The organism is Streptomyces sp. E2N166 (assembly GCF_003671715.1).
Taxonomy (GTDB): Bacteria; Actinomycetota; Actinomycetes; order Streptomycetales; family Streptomycetaceae; genus Streptomyces; species Streptomyces thinghirensis.
In genome coordinates this window covers 31,817-54,581 of record NZ_RAIF01000018.1, presented here as the reverse complement: position 1 = coordinate 54,581, position 22,765 = coordinate 31,817, and the positions used below count along the sequence as shown (strand labels likewise).

21 protein-coding genes are annotated in these 22,765 nt (G+C 71.2%); 11 read left to right on the top strand and 10 right to left on the bottom strand.

What is annotated here, in order from left to right:
- Positions 1–65: 65 nt before the first annotated feature.
- Positions 66–1,562, bottom strand: a complete 1,497-nt coding sequence (locus tag EBH09_RS14495; protein WP_121747437.1) for an oligopeptide:H+ symporter — start codon at positions 1,560–1,562, stop codon at positions 66–68.
- 554 nt (positions 1,563–2,116) lie between these two features.
- Between EBH09_RS14495 and EBH09_RS14490 the strand changes: the two genes are divergently transcribed.
- Together EBH09_RS14490 and EBH09_RS14485 are read left to right on the top strand one after the other, a co-directional pair.
- Positions 2,117–2,794 (top strand): response regulator transcription factor, encoded by a 678-nt coding sequence (locus EBH09_RS14490; RefSeq protein ID WP_121747436.1) that lies wholly within the window; start codon positions 2,117–2,119, stop codon positions 2,792–2,794.
- A gap of 76 nt (positions 2,795–2,870) precedes the next feature.
- Positions 2,871–4,145 carry an ATP-binding protein gene (locus tag EBH09_RS14485; protein WP_121747435.1) on the top strand — a complete coding sequence of 425 codons (1,275 nt, stop codon included), beginning with the start codon at positions 2,871–2,873 and terminating at the stop codon, positions 4,143–4,145.
- A 30-nt stretch (positions 4,146–4,175) separates the two neighbouring features.
- On the opposite strand, the gene EBH09_RS14480 is transcribed toward EBH09_RS14485, so the two are convergent.
- Complete coding sequence (locus tag EBH09_RS14480; RefSeq protein WP_121747434.1) at positions 4,176–4,757, bottom strand: GtrA family protein; 582 nt, start codon at positions 4,755–4,757, stop codon at positions 4,176–4,178.
- A 166-nt stretch (positions 4,758–4,923) separates the two neighbouring features.
- Here EBH09_RS14480 and EBH09_RS14475 point away from each other — a divergent pair, with 166 nt between their 5' ends.
- The 3 genes from EBH09_RS14475 to EBH09_RS14465 are packed head-to-tail and all read left to right on the top strand — an operon-like array spanning position 4,924 to position 7,783.
- Positions 4,924–6,063, top strand: coding sequence for a 5-(carboxyamino)imidazole ribonucleotide synthase (locus EBH09_RS14475; protein ID WP_121747433.1), 1,140 nt, complete (start codon positions 4,924–4,926; stop codon positions 6,061–6,063).
- Positions 6,060–6,599 carry a 5-(carboxyamino)imidazole ribonucleotide mutase gene (gene purE, locus EBH09_RS14470; protein WP_121747432.1) on the top strand — a complete coding sequence of 180 codons (540 nt, stop codon included), beginning with the start codon at positions 6,060–6,062 and terminating at the stop codon, positions 6,597–6,599. The genes EBH09_RS14475 and purE overlap by 4 nt, the downstream gene beginning before the upstream one ends.
- A gap of 5 nt (positions 6,600–6,604) precedes the next feature.
- Positions 6,605–7,783: a dipeptidase gene (locus EBH09_RS14465; protein WP_121747431.1), complete on the top strand. Its 1,179-nt coding sequence runs from the start codon at positions 6,605–6,607 to the stop codon at positions 7,781–7,783.
- On the opposite strand, the gene EBH09_RS14460 is transcribed toward EBH09_RS14465, so the two are convergent.
- Positions 7,732–8,874, bottom strand: coding sequence for an alkene reductase (locus EBH09_RS14460; protein ID WP_121747430.1), 1,143 nt, complete (start codon positions 8,872–8,874; stop codon positions 7,732–7,734). The two genes, EBH09_RS14465 and EBH09_RS14460, sit on opposite strands and share 52 nt — an antisense overlap.
- A gap of 69 nt (positions 8,875–8,943) precedes the next feature.
- Here EBH09_RS14460 and EBH09_RS14455 point away from each other — a divergent pair, with 69 nt between their 5' ends.
- A complete protein-coding gene (locus EBH09_RS14455) occupies positions 8,944–9,303 on the top strand; it encodes a MerR family transcriptional regulator (RefSeq protein WP_121747429.1) in 360 nt (119 codons plus the stop codon).
- A gap of 92 nt (positions 9,304–9,395) precedes the next feature.
- The gene (locus EBH09_RS14450) at positions 9,396–10,526 is read left to right on the top strand and encodes a dipeptidase (RefSeq protein ID WP_121747802.1); all 1,131 of its coding nucleotides are present in this window, start codon (positions 9,396–9,398) and stop codon (positions 10,524–10,526) included.
- 52 nt (positions 10,527–10,578) lie between these two features.
- Here the strand turns inward: EBH09_RS14450 and EBH09_RS14445 are convergent, their stop codons facing one another.
- Both EBH09_RS14445 and EBH09_RS14440 read right to left on the bottom strand, forming a co-directional pair.
- Positions 10,579–10,971 carry a VOC family protein gene (locus tag EBH09_RS14445; protein WP_121747428.1) on the bottom strand — a complete coding sequence of 131 codons (393 nt, stop codon included), beginning with the start codon at positions 10,969–10,971 and terminating at the stop codon, positions 10,579–10,581.
- A gap of 34 nt (positions 10,972–11,005) precedes the next feature.
- The gene (locus tag EBH09_RS14440; protein WP_121747427.1) at positions 11,006–11,377 is read right to left on the bottom strand and encodes a VOC family protein; all 372 of its coding nucleotides are present in this window, start codon (positions 11,375–11,377) and stop codon (positions 11,006–11,008) included.
- A 99-nt stretch (positions 11,378–11,476) separates the two neighbouring features.
- On the opposite strand from EBH09_RS14440, the gene EBH09_RS14435 reads away from it, so the two are divergent.
- Complete coding sequence (locus EBH09_RS14435; protein WP_121747426.1) at positions 11,477–11,983, top strand: CGNR zinc finger domain-containing protein; 507 nt, start codon at positions 11,477–11,479, stop codon at positions 11,981–11,983.
- Positions 11,984–12,096: 113 nt separating this feature from the next.
- Here the strand turns inward: EBH09_RS14435 and EBH09_RS14430 are convergent, their stop codons facing one another.
- The gene (locus EBH09_RS14430) at positions 12,097–13,440 is read right to left on the bottom strand and encodes a UDP-glucose/GDP-mannose dehydrogenase family protein (RefSeq protein ID WP_121747425.1); all 1,344 of its coding nucleotides are present in this window, start codon (positions 13,438–13,440) and stop codon (positions 12,097–12,099) included.
- Positions 13,441–13,621: 181 nt separating this feature from the next.
- On the opposite strand from EBH09_RS14430, the gene EBH09_RS14425 reads away from it, so the two are divergent.
- A complete protein-coding gene (locus tag EBH09_RS14425) occupies positions 13,622–14,779 on the top strand; it encodes an acyl-CoA dehydrogenase (RefSeq protein WP_121747424.1) in 1,158 nt (385 codons plus the stop codon).
- 32 nt (positions 14,780–14,811) lie between these two features.
- On the opposite strand, the gene EBH09_RS14420 is transcribed toward EBH09_RS14425, so the two are convergent.
- Positions 14,812–15,378, bottom strand: coding sequence for an acyl-CoA thioesterase (locus tag EBH09_RS14420; protein WP_193776320.1), 567 nt, complete (start codon positions 15,376–15,378; stop codon positions 14,812–14,814).
- Positions 15,379–15,497: 119 nt separating this feature from the next.
- Here EBH09_RS14420 and EBH09_RS14415 point away from each other — a divergent pair, with 119 nt between their 5' ends.
- Complete coding sequence (locus tag EBH09_RS14415) at positions 15,498–16,784, top strand: LCP family protein (protein ID WP_193776319.1); 1,287 nt, start codon at positions 15,498–15,500, stop codon at positions 16,782–16,784.
- A 21-nt stretch (positions 16,785–16,805) separates the two neighbouring features.
- Here the strand turns inward: EBH09_RS14415 and EBH09_RS14410 are convergent, their stop codons facing one another.
- A complete protein-coding gene (locus EBH09_RS14410) occupies positions 16,806–18,182 on the bottom strand; it encodes an LCP family protein (protein ID WP_121747422.1) in 1,377 nt (458 codons plus the stop codon).
- A 273-nt stretch (positions 18,183–18,455) separates the two neighbouring features.
- Between EBH09_RS14410 and EBH09_RS14405 the strand changes: the two genes are divergently transcribed.
- Positions 18,456–19,523, top strand: a complete 1,068-nt coding sequence (locus EBH09_RS14405) for a glycosyltransferase family 2 protein (RefSeq protein WP_121747421.1) — start codon at positions 18,456–18,458, stop codon at positions 19,521–19,523.
- Between the two features lie 30 nt (positions 19,524–19,553).
- Here the strand turns inward: EBH09_RS14405 and EBH09_RS14400 are convergent, their stop codons facing one another.
- Together EBH09_RS14400 and EBH09_RS14395 are read right to left on the bottom strand one after the other, a co-directional pair.
- Positions 19,554–21,173 carry an LCP family protein gene (locus tag EBH09_RS14400; protein WP_121747420.1) on the bottom strand — a complete coding sequence of 540 codons (1,620 nt, stop codon included), beginning with the start codon at positions 21,171–21,173 and terminating at the stop codon, positions 19,554–19,556.
- 77 nt (positions 21,174–21,250) lie between these two features.
- A partial coding sequence (locus EBH09_RS14395; RefSeq protein WP_153182670.1) for an LCP family protein occupies positions 21,251–22,765 on the bottom strand: 1,515 nt, incomplete at its 5' end.

The window sequence follows — 22,765 nt, the reverse complement described above, 5'->3', positions numbered from 1 at the left end:
AGGGCCACCGCATCCACCGGGATGCGATGACCCTCCGCAGGCAGGAACCGCCAGGCCGGCAGGCCTCAGCGGACGTCGCCCATGAGTTCCTTCACGCGCTTGCGGTACATCCAGATCGCGACACCGGCGAGGACGGCCAGGGCGGCCTCCGCGGCGACGATGCCCGTCTTGTTGAGGTCGACGCCGGCGATGGAGAGCAGGCCGGTCGTGGCGTCACCGGCGGTGACGGCCAGGAACCAGACGCCCATCATCTGCGAGGCGTACTTCACGGGCGCCATCTTCGTCGTGACCGACAGGCCGACCGGGGAGAGCATCAGCTCACCGCAGGTCTGGACGAAGTAGATCGCCACCAGCCACAGCGCGGCCGCCTTGTGGCCGCCGTCCGCGATGGCCAGCGGGGCCAGGAAGAGGAAGAAGGACGCGCCGACCAGCACCAGGCCGAACGAGAACTTCACGATCGTGCTCGGCTCCTTGCCGCGGCGGGCGAGCGCCAGCCACACCGTGGCGAAGACCGGGGCCAGGGCCATGATGATGACCGGGTTGACCGACTGGAACCAGGAGACCGGGAACTCCCAGCCGAGGACGCTGGTGTCGGTCGAGGAGTCGGCGAAGATCGCCAGGGTCGAACCGCCCTGGTCGTAGATCATCCAGAAGACGGCCGCGGCGACGAAGAACCAGATGTACGCCGACATCTTGGACTGCTCGGCGCGGTTCAGCTCCTTGTCGCGCTTGATGCGGGTCAGTACCAGCACCGGGATGATCACGCCGAGCAGCGTCAGCGGGACCAGGATCCAGTTCAGGGTGTAGGAGCCGGAGAAGCCGACGATCGCGTAGAAGACGACGGCGAGCGCGGCCCAGAAGGCGGCCTTGCGCAGCGTGGAGGTCTTCTCCTCCACCGACAGCGGCTTCGGCACCACGCTGGAGTGCGGGGCCAGGTGGCGGCTGCCGAGCAGGAACTGGATGACGCCCAGGCCCATGCCGACCGCGGCGAGCGCGAAGCCGAGGTGCCAGTTGACGTTCTCACCGATGGTGCCGATGATCAGCGGCGCCGCGAAGGCACCCAGGTTGATGCCCATGTAGAAGACGGTGAAGCCACCGTCGCGGCGCGGGTCGTCGGGGCCGCTGTAGAGCTGGCCGACCATCGTGGAGATGTTGGCCTTCAGCAGACCCGAGCCGATGGCGACCAGACCGAGGCCCGCGAAGAACGTGCCGGAGGACGGCAGCGCCAGCGTGAGGTGACCGAGCATGATCACGCCACCGGCGACGGCGACGGTCTTGCGGGGACCCCAGACACGGTCGCCGAACCAGCCGCCCGGCATCGTGAGCAGGTACACCAGCGAGAGGTACACCGAGTAGATCGCGGTCGCGGTGCCGGCGTTCATGCCGAGACCGCCGGGGGCCACCAGGTACAGCGGGAGCAGGGCCCTCATGCCGTAGTAGGAGAAACGCTCCCACATCTCGGTCATGAAGAGAGTGGCCAGTCCGCGGGGGTGGCCGAAGAAGGTCTTCTCGGATCCGGGGGTGCCCGGGGAGACCGAGTCCTTCGTCAGGCTGGACGCCATGGTCGATCCTTGCTGGTCGGGACGCGCTCATGAGGCGATGCGCGCCCGGTGGGGGGCGGCCGGCACCGGCGGCCGTCACCCGCCCGCCCCACGCCTTGAGGGGGATCCGCTCCGGATTACGAAGCGGCGGACGGCGGCCACCGGGATCCACGCCTCCGCGCACGTCAGTGCGCGCGGTGAGGCCCGGCCACAGGTCATTCCTTTCGAGGCCGGCCGTGAGGGCCGACCCGCACACAAAAGAGACCCTCAGCGTCAAACCCTCGCCAAAGGTCCCCTGGGTGCTACAGGCGCTGATTCACCATACGGCAGGACACCGCCCGGTATGGAAGGACTTGAGACGCGGATCACAGGTAATAAAGGAACCGCGAACGATCTTTCGAAGGTCCATCTCAGGATGACACCCCACAGGCGCAGGTTCGCACAGTGGGCCGGTGGCGGGTCGGCGGGGGGTCGGACGGGCAGGTCGCGCGGCGGGTGCCCGGCTTGTCCGTAGGTAAGAGACCCTCGGGGCGATCACGCCCCGGGCGCTGCTCCGAGCGGACTACCATCAGCTCATGACCCGTGTACTGCTCGCCGAGGACGACGCGTCCATCTCGGAGCCGCTGGCCCGCGCACTGCGCCGGGAAGGGTACGAGGTCGAGGTGCGTGAGGACGGACCCACCGCACTCGACGCCGGGCTGCAGGGCGCCATCGATCTGGTCGTGCTGGACCTGGGCCTGCCGGGCATGGACGGGCTGGAGGTCGCCCGTCGGCTGCGGTCCGAGGGCCACGCCGTGCCGATCCTGATCCTGACCGCGCGCGCCGACGAGGTGGACACCGTCGTCGGTCTGGACGCGGGTGCCGACGACTACGTCACCAAGCCCTTCCGCCTCGCCGAGCTGCTCGCCCGGGTCCGCGCCCTGCTGCGGCGCGGTGCCGTCGAGCCGCCGCAGCCGGCCGCCACGCACGGTGTGCGCATCGACGTCGAGTCGCACCGGGCCTGGATGGGCGAGGAGGAGCTCCAGCTCACGGCCAAGGAGTTCGACCTGCTGCGGGTGCTGGTGCGCGACGCCGGCCGGGTCGTCACCCGGGACCAGCTGATGCGCGAGGTCTGGGACACCACCTGGTGGTCGTCGACCAAGACCCTCGACATGCACATCTCCTGGCTCCGCAAGAAGCTGGGGGACGACGCGGCCAACCCCCGCTACATCGCCACCGTGCGCGGCGTCGGCTTCCGTTTCGAGAAGAACTGAGCAAGAGCTGAGGCAAGAGCTGAGCGAGAAGTGAGCAAGTGCTGAGCGCCCGTAGGGCCTGCCCGGGTAAGAGGACATGCGCCGTCGACTGATCCAGTCCACGCTCGCCGTGGTGCTCGTCGTGATCGCCGTGTTCGGCGTCTCCCTCGTGATCGTCGAGACCCGGACGATCAGCAGCTCCGCCCAGGAGCGGGTCGACCTGGAGGCGGTGCGGCTGGCCAGCATCGTGGACAGCCGGCTGCTCGGCGCCGGGTCCGTCGACGCCAAGTTCCTCCGGGAGCAGGTACGGGACGCCCGGTACGCCGAGATCCGGATCCCCGGCAAGCCGGTCATCGAGGTCGGCAGCCGGCCGACCGGTGAGGTTATCCGGGGCAGGGCCACCGGCGAGGAGGGCGAGACGGTCCTCGTCGAGGAGCCGAGTTCCTCGGTGACCCGCGAGGTCGGCCGGACCCTGCTGATCATCGCTCTGGTGGCGCTGCTCGCGGTGATCGCCGCGGTGCTGCTGGCGATCCGGCAGGCCAACCGCCTCGCCTCCCCGCTCACCGACCTCGCCGAGACCGCCGAACGCCTCGGCTCCGGCGACCCGCGCCCGAGGCACAAGCGCTACGGCGTCCCCGAGCTGGACCGGGTCGCGGACGTGCTGGACTCCTCCGCCGAGCGCATCGCCCGGATGCTCACCGCCGAGCGCCGCCTGGCCGCCGACGCCTCCCATCAGCTGCGCACACCGCTGACCGCGCTGTCCATGCGGCTGGAGGAGATCACCCTCACCGACGAACTGGAGACGGTGAAGGACGAGGCGGCGATCGCGCTGTCGCAGGTGGAGCGGCTGACGGACGTCGTGGACCGGCTGCTGACGAACTCCCGCGACCCGCGCAGCGGCTCCGCCGTCACCTTCGAGCTGGACGACATCATCCAGCAGCAGATCGCGGAGTGGCGCCCCGCCTACCGCAGCGAGGGGCGGGCGATCGTCAGTTCCGGCAAACGGCATCTGACGGCCGTGGGCACCCCGGGCGCGGTGGCGCAGGTGCTGGCCGCGCTCATCGAGAACTCACTGATGCACGGCGGCGGCACGGTGGCCCTGCGGACCCGGGTGACCGGCAACCAGGCGGTGGTCGAGGTCACCGACGAGGGGGCCGGCGTCCCGGGCGACCTGGGGGCGCGGATCTTCGAGCGCGCGATCAGCGGGCGGAACTCGACGGGTATCGGCCTCGCCGTCGCCCGTGACCTGGCCGAGGCGGACGGCGGCCGGCTGGAGCTCCTCCAGGGCCGTCCTCCGGTGTTCGGCCTGTTCCTGTCGCGCACACCGCCGTCGAAGAAGTCGTCCGGGGCCTCGGGGGGGACGGTGCGCTAGGCGCACCGCGCGGGCAGGCCCCGGCCGCCGTCAGCGGTGGGCCGCGGGGGTGCCGTCCGTGGTGCGCATCGCCGTAGGCTGCTCGTGCTCCAGGAAGGTCTCCGCCCGCGTCACCGGCTCGCGGGCCGGCAGTGTCCGGAAGACCCAGGTGCGGTACGACCAGAAGCGGAACAGCGTCCCGAGACCGATGCCGAGGAACTTGAAGATGTTGCTCTGCAGCGGGCTGTCCCAGCCGAAGCCGTACGTCGCGGTGTAGAGCACGCCGTTCTCGATCACCAGCCCGACCGCGCTGAACACCAGGAACAGCGACATCTCGCGGGTCCGGCGGCCCTTGTCGCGGTCCCGGTAGGTGAAGTAGCGGAAGCCCAGGTAGTTGAAGACGATCGCGACGACGGTCGCGATGATGCTCGCCCGCACCACCGCGAGGTCGGTCGCGTGCCGGACCAGGTTGAAGACGAGAAGGTTGACCAGGACCCCCGCGCCGCCCACCGCGCCGAACTTCACGACCTCACGGGCCAGCCGGCCGATCCGCTCCCGCACCGCGGCACGCGGCGCCTGGGGCGCGGGGGATGTGGGGGGAGCCGTATGAGCACCCGAGGAACCATGTCCCATGGTCGTGCAGGCCCCCGTCCATCGGTTGGCGTCAATCCGTTCATGCTAACCACCCGGACGTGCGATCTTCCTGCGGACGGACGCCGGGCGACGGGAAAGGGGGGCCGTACCGCCGGGGAAACGGCCGGTAAACAGGTGGGCCTCGCGCGGCCGATACGCTAGGGGTGTGACGTTCCCCGTAGTCGGCATGGTCGGCGGTGGCCAGCTCGCTCGTATGACACACGAGTCTGGCATCCCGTTGGGCATCAGGTTCAAGCTCCTCAGTGACACCCCCCAGGACTCTGCGGCGCAGGTCGTGAACGAAGTCGTCATCGGCGACTATCGCGATCTGGACACGCTGCGCGAGTTCGCGCGCGGCTGTGACGTGATCACCTTCGATCACGAGCACGTGCCGACCGAGCATCTCAGGGCCCTGGAGGCGGACGGCATCCCCGTGCGCCCCGGTCCTGACGCGCTCGTGCACGCCCAGGACAAGGGCGTGATGCGCGCGAGGCTCGACGCGATCGGCGTGCCCTGCCCGCGGCACCGGATCGTGAGCGATCCGGCCGACGTGGCCGCCTTCGCGGACGAGGGGGACGGTTTCCCCGTCGTCCTCAAGACCGTGCGCGGCGGTTACGACGGCAAGGGCGTGTGGGTGGTGGACTCCGTCGAGGAGGCCGCCGAGCCCTTCCGCGCCGGTGTGCCCGTGCTGGCGGAGGAGAAGGTCGACTTCGTCCGCGAGCTGGCCGCGAACGTGGTCCGCTCCCCGCACGGCCAGGCGGTGGCGTACCCCGTCGTCGAGTCCCGGCAGGTGAAGGGCGTCTGCGACACGGTGATCGCGCCCGCTCCCGGCCTCGACGGGACGCTGGCGCTCAGGGCCGAGGAGATGGCGCTCAGCATCGCCAAGGAACTGGACGTCGTCGGCCACCTCGCCGTCGAGCTGTTCCAGACCCGCGACGGCCGCGTCCTCGTCAACGAACTGGCGATGCGCCCGCACAACTCCGGCCACTGGACGATGGACGGCGCGATCACGTCGCAGTTCGCCAACCACGTCCGCGCGGTCCTCGACCTCCCCCTCGGCGACCCGCGCCCGCGCGCCCAGTGGACGGTCATGGTCAACGTCCTCGGCGGCGACTACCCGGACATGTACTCCGCGTACCTGCACTGCATGGCCCGCGACCCCCAGCTGAAGATCCACATGTACGGCAAGGACGTGAAGCCCGGCCGCAAGGTGGGTCACGTCAACACCTACGGCGACGACCTGGACGACGTGCTGGAGCGCGCCCGTCACGCTGCCGGCTACCTGAGAGGGACGATCACCGAATGAGCCAGGCCAGCCCGGTCAGTCCGGTCGTGGGCATCGTCATGGGGTCGGACTCCGACTGGCCCGTGATGGAGGCCGCCGCCAAGGCACTCGACGAGTTCGAGATCCCCTACGAGGTCGACGTCGTCTCCGCGCACCGCATGCCGCACGAGATGATCGCCTACGGCGAGCAGGCCGCCGGACGCGGGCTGAAGGCGATCATCGCCGGGGCCGGCGGCGCCGCCCACCTGCCCGGCATGCTCGCCTCGGTCACCCCGCTGCCCGTGATCGGCGTGCCGGTGCCGCTGAAGTACCTGGACGGCATGGACAGCCTCCTGTCGATCGTGCAGATGCCGGCGGGTGTCCCCGTCGCCACCGTCTCGGTCGGCGGTGCCCGCAACGCGGGTCTCCTGGCCGCGCGGATGCTCGCGGCCCACGACGACGAGCTGCTGGCCCGCATGCGTGAGTTCCAGCAGGACCTCAACGACCAGGCCACCGAGAAGGGCAAGCGGCTGCGCACCAAGGTCGAGGGCTCCGCGGCCTTCGGCTTCGGGAAGTGAGGCCCGTGACCTCCCTCGACCAGGCCCGGGAGCTGCTGCGCGAGTTCCCCGTCGTCGACGGCCACAACGACCTGCCCTGGGCGCTGCGCGAGCAGGTCCGCTACGACCTCGACGCCCGCGACATCGCCGCGGACCAGTCCGCCCACCTGCACACCGACCTCGCCCGGCTGCGCGCCGGCGGCGTCGGCGCGCAGTACTGGTCGGTGTACGTCCGCTCGGACCTGCCGGGCGCGGTGACCGCGACCCTGGAGCAGATCGACTGCGTACGGCGGCTGATCGACCGCCACCCCGAGGAGCTGCGCGCCGCGCTGAGCGCCGCCGACATGGAGGCCGCGCGCGCCGAGGGCCGCATCGCCTCGCTGATGGGCGCCGAGGGCGGCCACTCCATCGACGACTCGCTCGCCACGCTCCGCGCGCTGTACGCGCTCGGCGTGCGCTACATGACCCTCACCCACAACGACAACGTGGCGTGGGCGGACTCGGCGACCGACGAGCCCGCCGCCGGCGGCCTGACGGCCTTCGGCCGCGAGGTGGTGCGGGAGATGAACCGCGAGGGCATGCTGGTCGACCTCTCGCACGTGGCGGCGACGACGATGCGCGACGCGCTGGACACCTCCACCGCGCCGGTGATCTTCTCCCACTCCTCCGCGCGTGCCGTCTGCGACCACCCGCGCAACATCCCGGACGACGTGCTGGAGCGGCTGCCGGCCAACGGGGGCATGGCGATGGTGACGTTCGTGCCGAAGTTCGTGCTCCAGGCGGCCGTGGACTGGACGGCCGCCGCCGACGACAACATGCGCGCGCACGGCTTCCACCACCTCGACTCCGGCCCCGAGGCGATGAAGATCCACCGCGCCTTCGAGGAGAGCTCCCCGCGCCCCGTCGCCACGGTGTCCACGGTCGCCGACCACCTCGACCACATGCGCGAGGTCGCCGGCGTCGACCACCTCGGCATCGGCGGCGACTACGACGGCACGGCCTTCACACCCGACGGCCTCAGCGACGTGTCCGGCTACCCGAACCTGATCGCCGAGCTGCTCGACCGCGGCTGGTCCCAGGCCGACCTGGCCAAGCTGACCTGGAAGAACGCGGTCCGGGTGCTGGGCGCCGCGGAGGACGTGGCCCGGGGGCTTCAGGCGACGCGGGGGCCGTCCAACGCCACGCTCGAAGCACTGGACGGCTGAGCGGACTCCTCTCCGAGGGCGGGGTAGTCGGTGTAGCCGGTCGCCCCGCCCACGTACATGAAGTACCGGTCCCGCACCGGATTCAGCGGCGCGCCCAGCCGCAGCCGCTCCACCAGGTCGGGATTGGCGAGGAACGGCCGGCCCAGGGCGATCAGATCGGCCCCGGCGTCCAGCAGCCGCTCGGAGGCGCGGCGCACGGCGCCCGTGGAGAGTTCCCCGCCCAGCACCGGGTTGGCGATCAGCACCCCGGGCCAGCCGGCGCGGATCCTGCGGAACACCGGCGCGTCCGGGTCGGCGTACACCAGGTGCAGATACGCCAGTCCGAGCCCGCGGAGCCGCTCGGTGAGCGCCGGGTAGATCTCCTCGGTTTCGCCCTCCGCGATGCCGTTGACCGTGTTGCCGGGGGAGACCCGCAGGCCCACCCGTTCGGCGCCGATCTCGGCGGCCACGGCCTCGACCACCTCGGCCGTGAAGCGGATCCGCGCGGCGACGGAGCCGCCGTAGCCGTCGGTGCGACGGTTGGTGTTGGCGGCCAGGAACTGGTGCAGGAGGTGGCCGTTGGCCGAGTGCACCTCCACGCCCTCGAAGCCGGCGTCGAGCGCGTTGCGGGCGGCACGCGCGAAGTCGGCGACGGTGGTGCGGATGTCCTCCTCGTTCATCTCCCTCGGGACGACGGCCGGACGGTGCCCCCGGGGCGTGAAGATCGTCTCGGGCAGCGGCACCGGCGAGGGCGCGACGGGCGTCAGCCCGCTGGTCGCGGGATGGCCGACCCGGCCGCCGTGCTGGAGCTGGAGGAACATCCGCCCGCCCGCATCCCGTACCGCGTCGGTGACCTGCCGCCAGCCCGCCACGTGCCGCGCGCTGTGGACGGCGGTGATGTTCGGGTACGTCTGCCCGACCGCGTTGGGTGTCGCGGCCTCGGCGACGATCAGCCCGGCGGCGGCGCGCTGGGCGTAGTAGGTGGCCATGAGCGGGGTCGGGGTGCCGTCGGCCTCGGCGCGGTTGCGGGTCAGCGGGGCCATCACCAGACGGTTGGGAAGGGTGAGCGGGCCGAGCGGGGCGGACGCGAAGAGCGCTGTTGTTTTCGACATGCCCGTACGCTAGAACCTGACACTGATGTCAGAATCAAGGCCCCGGAGACCAGCCGAGGAGACGTACGGATGCGGATCGGTGAACTCGCCCGGCGCACGGGCGTCAGCGAACGCTCGCTGCGCTACTACGAGAAGCAGTCGCTGCTCGCGGCCGAGCGCACGCCCGGCGGCCACCGCGAATACGCCGAGACGGCCGTCGACCGGGTCATCCGGATCCAGGAGCTGTACGCGGCCGGTCTGTGCAGCGCCAAGATCGCGCAACTCCTGCCCTGCATGCGGGACGGGGACGGCGGCCCCTCGACCGCGGCCTCGCCGAGGCTGGTCGCCGACCTCACCGCCGAGCGCGCCCGCATCGACCGGATGATCGCCGACCTGCTCCGCTCCCGGGACACCCTGGACGAGGTGATCGAGGCGGCGGCCCGGGGCTGAGCGGCGTACCCCCGAACGCCCCACCCACCAGGAAGCCCTTTCCGCTCCGTGCGACGGTGACGGTAACGCACGACGACCGTACGGAGCCCGCCATGGCAGACCTCCAGGACGACCTGCACACCAGCACCGCGGCCGGCGGGCTCGTCGACCTGCCCGTGCCGCCTGCCGCGGAGGCCTTCCCGCCAGAGCCCTACGCGCCCGTGTCCGACCCCGACGACGAGCCGCTCACCCGGGCGCACGCCGTACTGGCCGCCCACCCCGTCGCCGACGGCTACAGTGGCCTGCCCTGGGCGCTCAAGCACCTGCCCTGGTACGACCTGGAGCTGGGCGAGAGCGCCGTCGACACCGACGTGCCCCGGCTGCGTGAGGGCCATGTGGGGGCGTTGTTCTGGTCGCTGCACCTGCCCGACGCCATCGACGGGGACCGGGCCGTCGGCGCCACCATGGAGCAGCTGGACCTGGTCAAGATGGTCGTCCGGGCCCATCCGGAAGGGCTGCGCCTGGCGTACGACGCCGGGCAGGCCATCGACGCCCGCAACTGCGGCCGGGTCGCCGTGCTGCCCGGCCCCGCCGGCGCCGCCGCCGTCGGGGACTGCCTCGGCATCCTGCGTGCCCTGCACGCCCTCGGCCTGCGCGTGATCACGCTGACCGGGGCGACCTGGGCGAGCGAGACGGGGCTGACCCGGTTCGGCGAGGAGGTCGTCCGCGAGATGAACCGCCTCGGCGTCGTCGCCGACCTCTCGGGCGCCTCGGCCGAGACCATCCGCCGTACCTTCGCCGTCTCCAAGGCGCCGGCGCTGTGCACCCGCTCCGCCGCCCGCGCCTTGCGCCCGCACCCCGCCAACCTCCCCGACGACCTGCTCGTCGAACTGGGTGCGGCCGGGGGCCTGTGCATGGTGCCGCTCACCGCCGAGCAGACCGGCCCGACCGTCCGGGACGTCGCCGACCACCTCGACCACGTCCGCACGGTGGCCGGCCCGGAGAGCGTCGGCCTGTCCGGCACCTACGACGCCGGCACGGCCCATCCGCTTGAGCTCGGTGACGCCTCCTGTTACCCCCGGCTCATCGCCGAGCTGCTGCGACGCGGCTGGGCCGAGGCGGACGTCGCCCTGCTGACCTGGGGCAACGTCCAGCGCGTACTGCGGGGAGCGGCCTTCACCGCCCGTGCGGCACAGCTGCGCCGGGAGCCGTCGACGGCGACGATCGCCGAACTCGACGGCTGAGCGGCTCGCCGGAATCGACGCTGAGCGGCTCGCCGGAATCGACGGGCGACCGTCACGCGTGCTCGATCCGGCACAGGCAGAACGGATGCCCCGCCGGATCGGCGTACACCATGAAGTCCTTCTTCTCCCGGTCCTCCAGGTCCAGCGGCCGGGCGCCCAGCGCGAGCACCTTCTCGTGCGCCGCGTCCATCTCCTCCCAGGTCGCCCCGCCGTCGAAGTCGAGGTGGAACTGCTGGGCGTTGCGGTCGGCGCGCGGCCACTCCGGCGGGGTCAGCCCCGGCGCCCGCTGGAAGGACAGCCGCGGCCCGCCGGGCACCTGGAGGACGACCCAGTCGGGGTCCTGCTCCTCGGGGCTGCCGCCACCCACCTGCGCGTAGAAGCGGGCCAGTTCACGGGGCTCGGGACAGTCGAGGACGACGGAACGGAAACGTGCCACGGGTGCCATGGGGATGCCTTCCGGTGTTGGCGGTCCGGGGGACTCAGCAGGCGCAGAGGCAGAACGGGTGCCCGGCCGGGTCCGCGTAAACCCGGAAGGTCCGGGCCCGGTCCTCCGCGTCCAGCGGCCTCGCGCCCAGCTCCAGCACGGCCTTCTCCGCCGCGTCCAGGTCCTTGACGTCGAGGTCGAGGTGGAACTGCTGCGCCCCGTCGGGCCCGGGCCACTTCGGCGGTACGTAGCCGGGGGAGCCCTGGAAGGCCAGCGTCTGCCCGCCGGGCAGGTTGAGGTCGACCCACTCGTACTGGTCGTCGCTCTTGTCCTCGACGGTGCCGCCGAGCACGTCGGCGTAGAAGCGAGCCAGTGAGTGGGGGTCGGGACAGTCCAGAACGACGACGCCCAGTTCGGCGACAGCCATGGCTTCCTCCTTGAAGTCCGCGTACTTCGGTTACCGGCAAAGCGCGGGTAACCAGTAACGGTTACTGCATGCTGCCCTATTGGCGGTAACGTCGCAAGCATGAGTGAGAGATCGCCCGCACCGGGAGGCCTGGACCTGGTCGAGACCCTGGTGAACACGCTGGACATCGAGACGGGCGCCGACTCCCTGGACACACCGGAGGGGCGGGCGCGGTTCGGTCTGACGGAGGACGACGTCCCCGGGGCCCGCGAACTGCGCGAGTCCCTGCGCGCGACCCTGCTCGCCCACGCCGGTCACCCGCCGCACCGCACGGCGGCCCCGCTCGGCGAACTGCTCGCCGCAGCCCCGCTGGTGGTGACGGTCGACGCGGCCGACGGCTCCGCCGCCCTGGCTCCGGCCCGGGACGGTTCGCTGACCGCCCGTGTCGCCGCCGCCGTCGCCGAGGCGCTGGTCGCGGGCACCTGGATCCGGCTGAAGGCCTGCGAGGCCGCCGACTGCCACTGGGCGTACTACGACCGCAGCCCGGCCGGACGCGGCCGCTGGTGCTCCATGCAGGTGTGCGGGGCACGCGCCAAGATGCGCCGGTACCGGGCCAAGGAGGTGTGATCCACAGGGGGTTCACCGGCCGCCGGGCCGCCCTGTGGGGCAGAATGCAGAAGACGCCGGTTCGGCCGACTGAGCCTCGGCCGAACCGGCGTCACCCTTTCACCGGGTACGGGCTACGCCGTCGGACGGCCCATCGCGCGGTACGTCCAGCCGGCCTTCCGCCAGGCCTGCGGGTCCAGGGCGTTGCGCCCGTCCAGGATCACCCGGGCGGTCACTGCCTCGCCCAGCGCGCCCGGGTCCAGCTCGCGGAACTCCCGCCACTCCGTCAGGTGCAGGACGACGTCGGCGCCCCGCACCGCCTCCAGCGCGGAGTCGGCGTACCCGAGCGTCGGGAACAGCCGCCGGGCGTTCTCCATGCCCTTGGGGTCGTACACCGTCACCTGCGCGCCCTGGAGGTGCACCTGCCCGGCGACGTTCAGCGCGGGCGAGTCCCGCACGTCGTCCGAGTCGGGCTTGAAGGTCGCGCCCAGCACCGCGACCCGCTTGCCGAGGAAGGGACCGCCGCCCAGCGCCTGCCGGGTCAGCTCCACCATCTGGCCGCGCTGGCGCATGTTGATCGAGTCGATCTCGCGCAGGAAGGTGAGCGCCTGGTCGGCGCCCAGCTCGCCGGCGCGCGCCATGAACGCCCGGATGTCCTTCGGCAGACAGCCGCCGCCGAACCCGATCCCGGCCCGCAGGAACTTCTTCCCGATCCGGTCGTCGTACCCGATCGCCTCGGCCAGCTTGGCCACGTCGCCGTCCGCGGCCTCGCACACCTCCGCCATCGCGTTGATGAAGGAGATCTTGGTGGCGAGGAAGGAGTTCGCGGAGGTCTTCACCAGTTCGGCCGTCGGGAAGTCGGTGACGACGAAGGGCGAGCCCTCCGACACCGGCGTCGCGTACACCTCGCGCAGCAGCTTCTCCGCCCGCTCGCTGCGCACGCCGACCACGATCCGGTCGGGGTGCAGCGTGTCCTTCACGGCGAAGCCCTCGCGCAGGAACTCCGGGTTCCAGGCCAGCTCGGCGTCGTCACCGGCCGGCGCGTGCTCGGCGAGGTAGGCGGCCAGCCGGTCGGCGGAGCCCACGGGCACGGTCGACTTGCCGACGACGAGCGCGGGTCCGGTCAGCTGCGGCGCGAGCGAGGCCAGCGCCGACTCGACGTACGACATGTCACAGGCGTACTCGCCATGCTTCTGCGGCGTGTTCACGCACAGGAAGTGCACGTCGCCGAACGCGGCGACCTCGGCGAAGTCCGTGGTGAAGCGCAGCCGCCCGCTGGACCCCTCGATCCCGGCGACGTGCTTGCGGAGCAGTTCCTCCAGCCCCGGCTCGTACATCGGGACCTGGCCCCGCTGGAGCATCTCGATCTTCTCGGGCACCACGTCCAGGCCCAGCACCTCGAAACCGAGTTCGGCCATGGCCGCGGCATGGGTCGCGCCGAGATAGCCGGTGCCGATCACGGTGATCTTGAGGGCCATGGGTGCTCCAGAGGTGTACGGCGGAGGTGCGCGCCCGAGCATAACCGGGGCACCGGGCAGGCCCCCCGGTCGGCTGTCGCCAAGCTCACCTATCCACGGACGTGGAGGGGGCTCTAAAATTTGGGTTACTTAACGGTAGTTAGCGTGCCCAGCATCACAGCGTTTTGGAGCGTGAGAGACCTTGGCCGGATCGGCTGACTTCGACCTGTACCGCCCGTCCGAGGAGCACGACATGCTCCGGGACGCCGTCCGCGCGCTGGCCGAGGCGAAGATCGCGCCGCACGCCGCGGCGGTGGACGAGGAGGCCCGCTTCCCGCGGGAGGCCCTCGACGCCCTGACCGCGAACGACCTGCACGCGGTGCACGTCCCCGAGGAGTACGGCGGCGCGGGCGCCGACGCCCTCGCCACGGTGATCGTCATCGAGGAGGTCGCCCGCGTCTGCGCGTCGTCCTCCCTCATCCCGGCCGTGAACAAGCTCGGCTCCCTGCCGGTGATCCTCTCCGGCTCCGAGGAGCTGAAGAAGAAGTACATGACCCCGCTCGCCAAGGGCGACGGCATGTTCTCCTACTGCCTCTCCGAGCCCGACGCGGGCTCCGACGCGGCCGGCATGAAGACCAAGGCCGTCCGCGACGGCGACTTCTGGGTCCTCAACGGCGTCAAGCGCTGGATCACCAACGCGGGCGAGTCCGAGTACTACACGGTGATGGCCGTCACCGACCCCGCCAAGCGCTCCAAGGGCATCTCCGCCTTCGTCGTCGAGAAGTCCGACGAGGGCGTCTCCTTCGGCGCCCCGGAGAAGAAGCTCGGCATCAAGGGCTCGCCGACCCGCGAGGTCTACCTGGACAACGTCCGCATCCCCGCCGACCGCATGATCGGCGAGGAGGGCACCGGCTTCGCCACCGCGATGAAGACGCTGGACCACACCCGCATCACCATCGCCGCCCAGGCCCTCGGCATCGCCCAGGGCGCCCTCGACTACGCCAAGGGCTACGTCAAGGAGCGCAAGCAGTTCGGCAAGCCGATCGCCGACTTCCAGGGCATCCAGTTCATGCTCGCCGACATGGCCATGAAGATCGAGGCCGCCCGCCAGCTGACGTACGCCGCCGCCGCCAAGTCACAGCGCGTTGACAGTGACCTCACCTTCCAGGGCGCCGCCGCCAAGTGCTTCGCCTCCGACGTGGCGATGGAGGTCACCACCGACGCCGTCCAGCTCCTCGGCGGTTACGGCTACACCCGTGACTACCCGGTGGAGCGCATGATGCGCGACGCCAAGATCACGCAGATCTACGAGGGCACCAACCAGGTCCAGCGCATCGTGATGGCGCGCAACCTGCCGTAACCGGCGTACGGCTCACGCGGGCGGCCCCGGCCTCAGTCGTCGAAGCCCTCCGCCACCCGCCGCTCGCGCAGCTCCATGATCGCGCGGCGGCGGGCCAGGCGGTGGGTGCGGCGGATCTGGGCCTCCTGGTAGCGGCGCTTGTCCTTCTCGGTCTCCGGGAGGACCGGCGGGACCGTGCGCGGCTTGCCGTCCGCGTCGACCGCGGCGAAGACCAGGTACGCCGAGCCGACCTGGGTGGCGGGGGTGGACTCGTTCCAGCGTTCGGCCAGGACCCGGACGCCGACCTCCATGGACGAGCGGCCGGTCCAGTTGACCTGGGCCTTCACATGGACGAGGTCGCCGACGCGGACCGGTTCGAGGAACGCCATCTCGTCCATCGACGCCGTGACGGCGGGGCCGCCGGAGTGCCGGCCGGCCACGGCGCCCGCCGCGTCGTCGACGAGCTTCATGATCACTCCGCCGTGCACCGTGCCCAGCAGGTTGGTGTCGCTGTGGGTCATGATGTGGCTGAGGGTGGTGCGGGACGCCGAGGTCGGCTTGCCCGGGATCTCCGGAGTCGCCGACTGCGCGGCTGAGGCCTGTTCTGCCTGGTCTGTCATGGCCTCCACCTTATGCCGGGGCGACAGCCGCGTGATTTGTGTCAGCTTCGCAACAGCGCTGACCCTATTTTCCGACGACCCTTGTATGGCGCACAGCGCGTACCGGCACACTGGGGCGCATGAATGATTGGCCCGAGGGATGGTCCGGTGACAACCGCGGCAGCGGGTACGGACGCGGCAGCGCGAGCGCGCGGCCCGAGAGCGCCCGTGTGATGCGTCAGGTCCGCCGCGGCCAGGCGCCGCCGCCCGGGCCGGGCCCGTCGGCGCCGCCGTACGGCGCCGGGGTGCCGCAGCAGCCGTCGTACGTCGACGGCCGGGGCCACGACGGCCAGGACCAGTACGACAGCGGGTACAACACCGGCCAGGTCTACGGCAGCCCCGGTGGCCGAGGGCCCGGCCCCGGTGGTCCCGGCCCGGGCCGGCCCGCGCCGGACTGGCGCCGCCGGATCAAGTGGACGGCGATCACGGTGGTGACCGCGCTGGTCGTCACCACCGTCGGCACGTACTTCTGGGCCGACTCCAAGCTCAACCGCGAGGTCGACCTGTCCAAGGTCATCGAGCGGCCCGGCGCCGGCGAGGGCACGAACTACCTGATCGTCGGCTCCGACAGCCGCGAGGGCATGACCGACGAGCAGAAGAAGGACCTGCACACCGGTTCCGCCGAGGGCAAGCGCACCGACTCGATGATGATCCTGCACACCGGGGACAACGGGTCGACGCTGATCTCGCTGCCCCGGGACTCGGACGTGGAGATCCCGAGCTTCGTCGGCTCCGAGTCCGGGAAGAAGTACGAGGGCACGGGCCGGCACGTGAAGCTGAACGCCGCGTACGCGGAGGACGGCCCCGAGCTGCTGGTCCGCACCATCGAGCACAACACGGGGCTGCGCCTGGACCACTACGTGGAGATCGGCTTCGCCGGCTTCGCGAACATCGTGGACTCGGTCGGCGGCGTCGAGATGGACATCCCGCAGGACATCAAGGACCCGAAGTCCGGCGCCGACTTCAAGAAGGGCAAGCAGACCCTGGACGGCCAGGACGCCCTCGCCTTCGTCCGCACCCGGTACGCGCTGGCCGGCTCCGACCTGGACCGCACCAAGAACCAGCAGAAGTTCCTGTCGGCGCTGGCGAGCCAGGTGGCCACCCCGTCGACCGTCCTCAACCCGTTCAAGCTGTACCCGACGATGGGCGCCGGCCTGGACTCCCTCATCGTCGACAAGGACATGGGCCTGTTCGACCTGGCGAGCATGTTCTGGGCGATGAAGAGCGTCAGCGGCGGTGACGGCACGTCGATGAACATGCCGGTCTCGGGCAGCGTCGGCTCCAACCTCAAGTGGGACGACGCCAAGGTGAAGAAGCTGGTCGAGCAGCTGAAGAACGACGAGAAGGTCACCGTCTCCGGCAACTGAGGCCGCGGGGGCCCCGGCGGGTCACTTCTTCCCGCACACCACCTCGTCGCCGCGCACCACCGTGCCCGACTCCTGCGGCGGGTCCGCCGGCCTCACCTTCACGACCTGCTCGAAGTCGGCGCCCGCGACCACCTTGAGCGTCGGGCCCTGGCCCTTGACCGGCCGCAGCTCGCTGCCGGGCAGGGCGGCGGCCAGCGACTTCGCCGAGCGGTCCCAGCGGGGGTCGAAGGCGACGACGGTCCGCTGGACCGCGCGGTCGGTGGCGTTCCTGGGGACCCGGGTGGTGCGGAACCCGGTCGCGGCCAGCGCGTCGTCGACCCGCTTGCCGAGCCCTCGCGTGTGCGTGCCGTTCTCCACCTGGACCCGGATCTGCTCCGGGTCCACCGGGACCCGGACCGGCGCCGGACCCTTCGGTTTCGGCTTGGGTGCGGCCAGCGGCTCGTCCTCGCGCAGGGCGTCGAAGATCCGCTCGGACCCCGCCGGGTCCCACTTCAGGGTCGAGCCGACGCCCTTGACGGCGTAGCCCATCTGCCCGATCGGCACGGTGGTGAACTCGGACGAGGACGGCGAGAAGTTCCGCATCGCCCGCCCGAGCGCCAGCAGCTCGTCGGTGCCGAAGCCCTTGTCGGCCCGCACCGAGCCCAGCACCGCCTGGGTGACGTCACGGAACTTCAGCGGGTTCAGCAGGAGCCCCGAGGAGGTCGCCCGGTCGATCAGGGCGGCCAGGAAGCGCTGCTGGCGCTTCATCCGGCTCAGGTCCGAGGCCCCGTCGAGGTGGCGGGCGCGGACGTACTGCAGCGCCTGCCCGCCCGTCAGCTCGTGGGTGCCGGCCGGCAGGTCGAGCCCGGTGTAGCTGTCCTTGAGCGGCTGGACGGTGCAGATCCGCACACCGCCGAGGACGTCCACCGTCTTCATGAAGCTGGTGAAGTCGACCTCCAGGTAGTGGTCGATCTTCACGCGGGTCATGTTCTCGACGGTGCGGATGGTCAGCTGCGGGCCGCCCTCCGCGTAGGCCGCGTTCAGTTTGAGGGGGTGCCCCTTGTGGTGCTCCCCGGTGGTGCGGTCGGTGTGGTCGGGCGTCTCGGCGTAGGAGTCGCGCGGCAGGCTGACCACGCTCGCGTGGTCCCGGTCCTCCGAGATGTGCACGATCATGATCGTGTCGGTGCAGTGGCAGGGCGCGCCGCCGAGGCGGTACTTCCGCCGTTCCTCCTCGCTGATCCGGTCGCGGCCGTCGGTGCCGACCAGCAGGACGTTCATGCCGTCGCCGGCCCGCGGCCGGTTCTTCATGTCCTTGAAGGCGTCGACCCGCGAGATGTCCGAGTCCAGGCTGGAGAGCACCGCGTGCCCGATCCCGGCCGAGGCGAGCACCACCACGGACAGAGCGGTCACCGCACGCATGGCCCAGCGCGGCTTCTTCCGCCGTACGGGAGGCCTCGGCGGGCGGCGGGACGGACGCGGGCCACCGCGTTGCGGTGGCGGGCCGCCACGGGGGGACGAGGCCGGGACCCGGGGGGAGCGGGGCGGCGTGGGCAAGGTGACACCTCCGCGGGGACGGGCCGTGCGGCCGGACGTGGGATCCGTGAGCACCGTAGGCCCATACGATCTGCTGCCCGGGGCTGTGACCCCCGCGGCGCGCACCCGTGTCCCCCGTTCGCGGTAACGTGAGCACCGATGAACGCCAAGTCCGACGTGCGGCCGCCCGCCGTTTCCGTGATCATGCCCGTCCTCAACGAGGAGCGGCATCTGCGCGGCTCAGTCCGCGCCATCCTCGCCCAGGAGTACGCCGGCGAGATGGAGGTCGTGATCGCCCTCGGTCCCTCCGCGGACCGTACGGACGAGATCGCCGCAGAACTCGTCGCCGAGGATCCGCGCGTGCACACCGTGCCGAATCCCACCGGCCGTACGCCCGCCGCGCTGAACGCCGCCATCAAGGCCTCCCGCCATCCGGTCGTCGTCCGCGTCGACGGCCACGGCATGCTCTCGCCGAACTACATCGCCACGGCCGTACGGCTCCTCGAGGAGACCGGCGCCCAGAACGTCGGCGGCATCATGCACGCCGAGGGCGAGAACGCCTGGGAGGACGCCGTCGCCGCCGCGATGACGTCGAAGATCGGCGTGGGCAACGCCGCCTTCCACACGGGAGGGCAGGCGGGTCCCGCCGAGACCGTGTTCCTGGGGGTGTTCCGCCGCGAGGCACTGGAGCGGCAGGGCGGCTACAACGAGGAGTTCATCCGCGCCCAGGACTGGGAGCTGAACTTCCGCATCCGCGAGGCCGGCGGCCTGATCTGGTTCTCGCCGGAGCTGAAGGTGTCCTACCGCCCGCGGCCGTCCGTGCGGGCGCTGGCCAAGCAGTACAAGGACTACGGCCGCTGGCGGCATGTCGTCGCCCGCTACCACTCCGGCTCCATCAACCTGCGCTACCTCGCCCCGCCGACGGCCGTGTGCGCCATCGCGGCCGGCGTCGTGGTGGGCGTCGCGCTGACCCCGTGGGGCTTCGTCGTGCCCGGCGGTTACCTGGCCGCGATCGCCGCCGGCTCGGTCCCGGCGGGCAAGGGGCTGGGGCTGAAGGCGCGGGCGCAGATCCCGGTGGCGCTGGCGACCATGCACATGTCCTGGGGCTGGGGCTTCCTGACCAGCCCGAAGTCGCTGGCCAGGAAGGTCATCGCCTCGCGGCGCCCGGCGGTGCGGCCGGCCGCCGACACCGACGCCGCCGACACCGACGCCGCAGGGACCAGGTGACGCCGGGCCGGATCGGGCTCGGGACCAGGCTCAGGACCAGGTGAACGCCGGGTTCACGTGCATGCAGGCGCTCTCGTCCGCGCCGTTGAGGGCCTCGGCCGACTCCGGGGTCCGGTCGTCGGACGCGGACGCCTCGTACGTCGTTCCCTCGCGCCAGTCGGCGCCCACGGTGAGCGTGACACCCGAGACGTCGGTCGACCGCTGCACCGAACTCGCGGGAATCCCCAGGGACTTGGCGACCCGCTGTGCGTCGCCCTCCAGGTCGGCGCTCGGGTAGCGGACGACCGTACGGTCCTCGCTCGGCAGCACCGAGGGGTCGGCGACGGCCTTGGCGAAGCCCTGCTCCACCAGCAGTCCCGTGACCGTGTTCGCGCGTCCGCGGGCCGCGCCGAGGCGGTCCGTTCGGGTGCCGTTGCGCACCTGGACGGCGATCTCGTCGTCGGCGGCTGCCGGGTCGTCCGAGACCTTCGTCTCCTCGTCGGCCGCCTTCCTCCCGGCGTCCTTGCCGTCCAGCGCGATGTCCTCGCGCACCAGCCGGAACAGCTGCTCGGCGTCCTCGGTCGGCTCCACGCGGGCGCCCACGTACCGGTTGGGCATCGTGGTCATGGTGATGCGCTCCGGCTTCACCTCGCGCAGTTCGTCGCTGAGGTCGTACAGCTTCTTGACGGTGTCGAGTCCCGGGTCGACCGTGAGCGCCCGGGTGGCCTCCTCGGCGAGCCTGCGCAGCTTGTTCGGGCTGCTCAGGGTCGCGTTCTCGCGCAGCGTCCGGACCATCGAGTTCAGGTACATGTGCTGGGCCTTGGCCCGCGCGAGGTCGCTGCCGTCCTCGAAGCCGTAGCGGGTGCGCAGCCACTGCAGGGCCTGTTCGCCCTTGACCGGGTGCGTGCCCTTCTCCAGCTTCAGGCCGGAGCCGTGGCCCTTGCTGTCGCGCGAGTGGATGTTGGCGTCCACGCAGACCGGTACGCCGCCGACGGCGTCCGCCATCGACACCACGCCCGCGAAGTCGACCATCACGAAGTGGTCGATGTGGATGCCGGTCAGCTCCTGCCAGGTGGCCACCGTGCAGCCGGGGCCACCGTGGCCGAGGCTCCGGTTGGTCATCACCCGGCCCTCGCTCGCCGGGTAGACCTTGCCGTCGTCCGGGTCGGTGCACTTGGGGATCCTCACGAGGGTGTCCCGCGGCATGCTGACGACCGACATGTTGCTGCGGTCGGCGGACAGGTGCACCAGCATCTGCACGTCCGCCAGCGGCGTGGAGCCGAACGTCTCGCGGGCGCCGCCGAGTTGCTGGTTGGCCTCGCTGTCCCGCGCGTCCGAGCCGATGACGAGGATGTTCAGCGGGGTCTGCCCGGCCGCGTTCGGCGTCGGCGCGGCGACCTTGTTGTCGCCCAGGTTCAGGGCGTCCTTCTTGATGTTGTCGTTGAGGTGCTCGTAGTAGAGGTAACCGGCGCCGGCCGTACCGGCTATGAGCACGGCGAGCGTCACCGCCGTCCAGCGGAGCACCCGGCGACCCCTGCGGGGCCGGCGTCTGCCCGCCTCGGCGCCGCCGTCGCCCTCCTCGCTCCCCGTCTTCCCGTCCGCCTCGGCACGCTCGGGGGCGTCCGGTTCGCCCTGTCGCGTGTCCTCCCCCTGCACACTGCTCCGCGTCATGTCCGCGTCTCTCCCCACCCCCGCGCCACCGCGCGGGCCCGTCGCCGTCCTGTGAGACGTACGACGGGCCCGTCAGGTCAACTGGCGCACAGCTTCTGGTCGGCCGTGGACTTCTCCACGTCCGGCGTCTTGACGGAGGCGGCGTCGAGTTTGACCCCGGCGCCCTTGAAGTCCTTGCCGAGGGTGAGGGTCATGGTGGGCAGGCCCTGGGCGTTGGTGACGCTCTCGCCGGGCTTCATGGCGGCGCCGGACAGGCCGAGGATCTCGGCGAGGGCGCGGGCCTGGGCGGCCTGGTCGGGGGCGTACTCCAGGGTCGTCCTGGCGATCTCCGCGTCGGCGTTGCCCGCGTTCTCCGACTTGGTGACGCCCGCCTGCGTCTGGAGGTACTGGAGCTCCTGCTGGGCGCTGCCGGCCGGGGCGCCGCCGTTCATGACGCGGACGCGTACCTCGGACGGGTCGGACTTCTCGCCCTTGAGGCGGGCGGCGACGGCGGCGGCCTCCTTCTTCTCCTTCTTCTTGACCTCGGTGAAGGAGATGTCGTTCTTGATCATGTCGAAGATCTGGGGTGCCTCCGACGGCTTGGCGACGACCGTCGCCTTGACCTTCTCGGCGGGGTTGTCGATCACCGGCACCGTAAGGAACGTGATGTTCTTCGTCGGCACCTTCTTCAGCTCCAGGGCGATGTCCTTGAGCGTGCCCACGTTGCCGATGGGCTCGTCCACGGTCAGGGCCTTGGTGGCGGCCTCGGCCAGCTTCACCAGCTTGGTGGGGCTGGTGAGGGTGTCGCTGGAGGACATCTTCCGCATGAGCGATCCCAGGAACTGCTGCTGCACCTTGATGCGGTCCAGGTCGCCCTCGTTGCCGAAGGCGTGCCGGGTACGGACGAAGGCGAGGGCCTGCTCGCCCTCGACCTTGGACTCGCCCGCGGGCAGCTTGAGGTGGGACTTCGGGTCGTCGACGGCGTTCTCCACGCAGACGTCGACGCCGTCGACGGCGGTGGTCAGCGTCTTGACCGCGTTGAAGTCGGCCATCATGAAGTGGTTCGGCTGGATGCCGGTCGCCTCTTTCACGGTGCGCATGGTGCAGCCCGCGTTCCGGCCGCCCTCGCCGAGGCTCCGGTTGAAGCGGACGCCCTGCTCCCCGGGGACGATCTCCTTCGAGCCGTCCTCCTGCTTGGTCTCGCAGTCGGGGATGTCGACGATCAGGTCGCGGGGGATGCTGAGCGCGGTCGCGTTGGAGCGGTCCTCGGCCACGTGCAGCAGGATCGTGGTGTCCGCGTGGCCGACGCTGCCGGCGTCGCCGTAGCCCTCGTTGCCGGCTCCGGTGCGTTTGTCGGTGCCGATGATGAGGATGTTGAAGGCCTCGTCCTTGCTGAAGCTGCTGCTTCCGGCGCTGCCGACGTCCGTCGTCGCGACGTTGCCCTCGAGGTGCTTGAGGTAGACGTAGCCACCGAGGCCGGCCACCAGGACGACGAACGCGGTGGAGCCGCCGGTCCACAGCAGGGCCTTCTTGCCCTTCGACCTCTTCTTCGCCGGCCGGCGTCCGCGCCGTCCCGGTGCCGGCTCCTCGGGCGCCGGCCGGCGCCGCCGCTG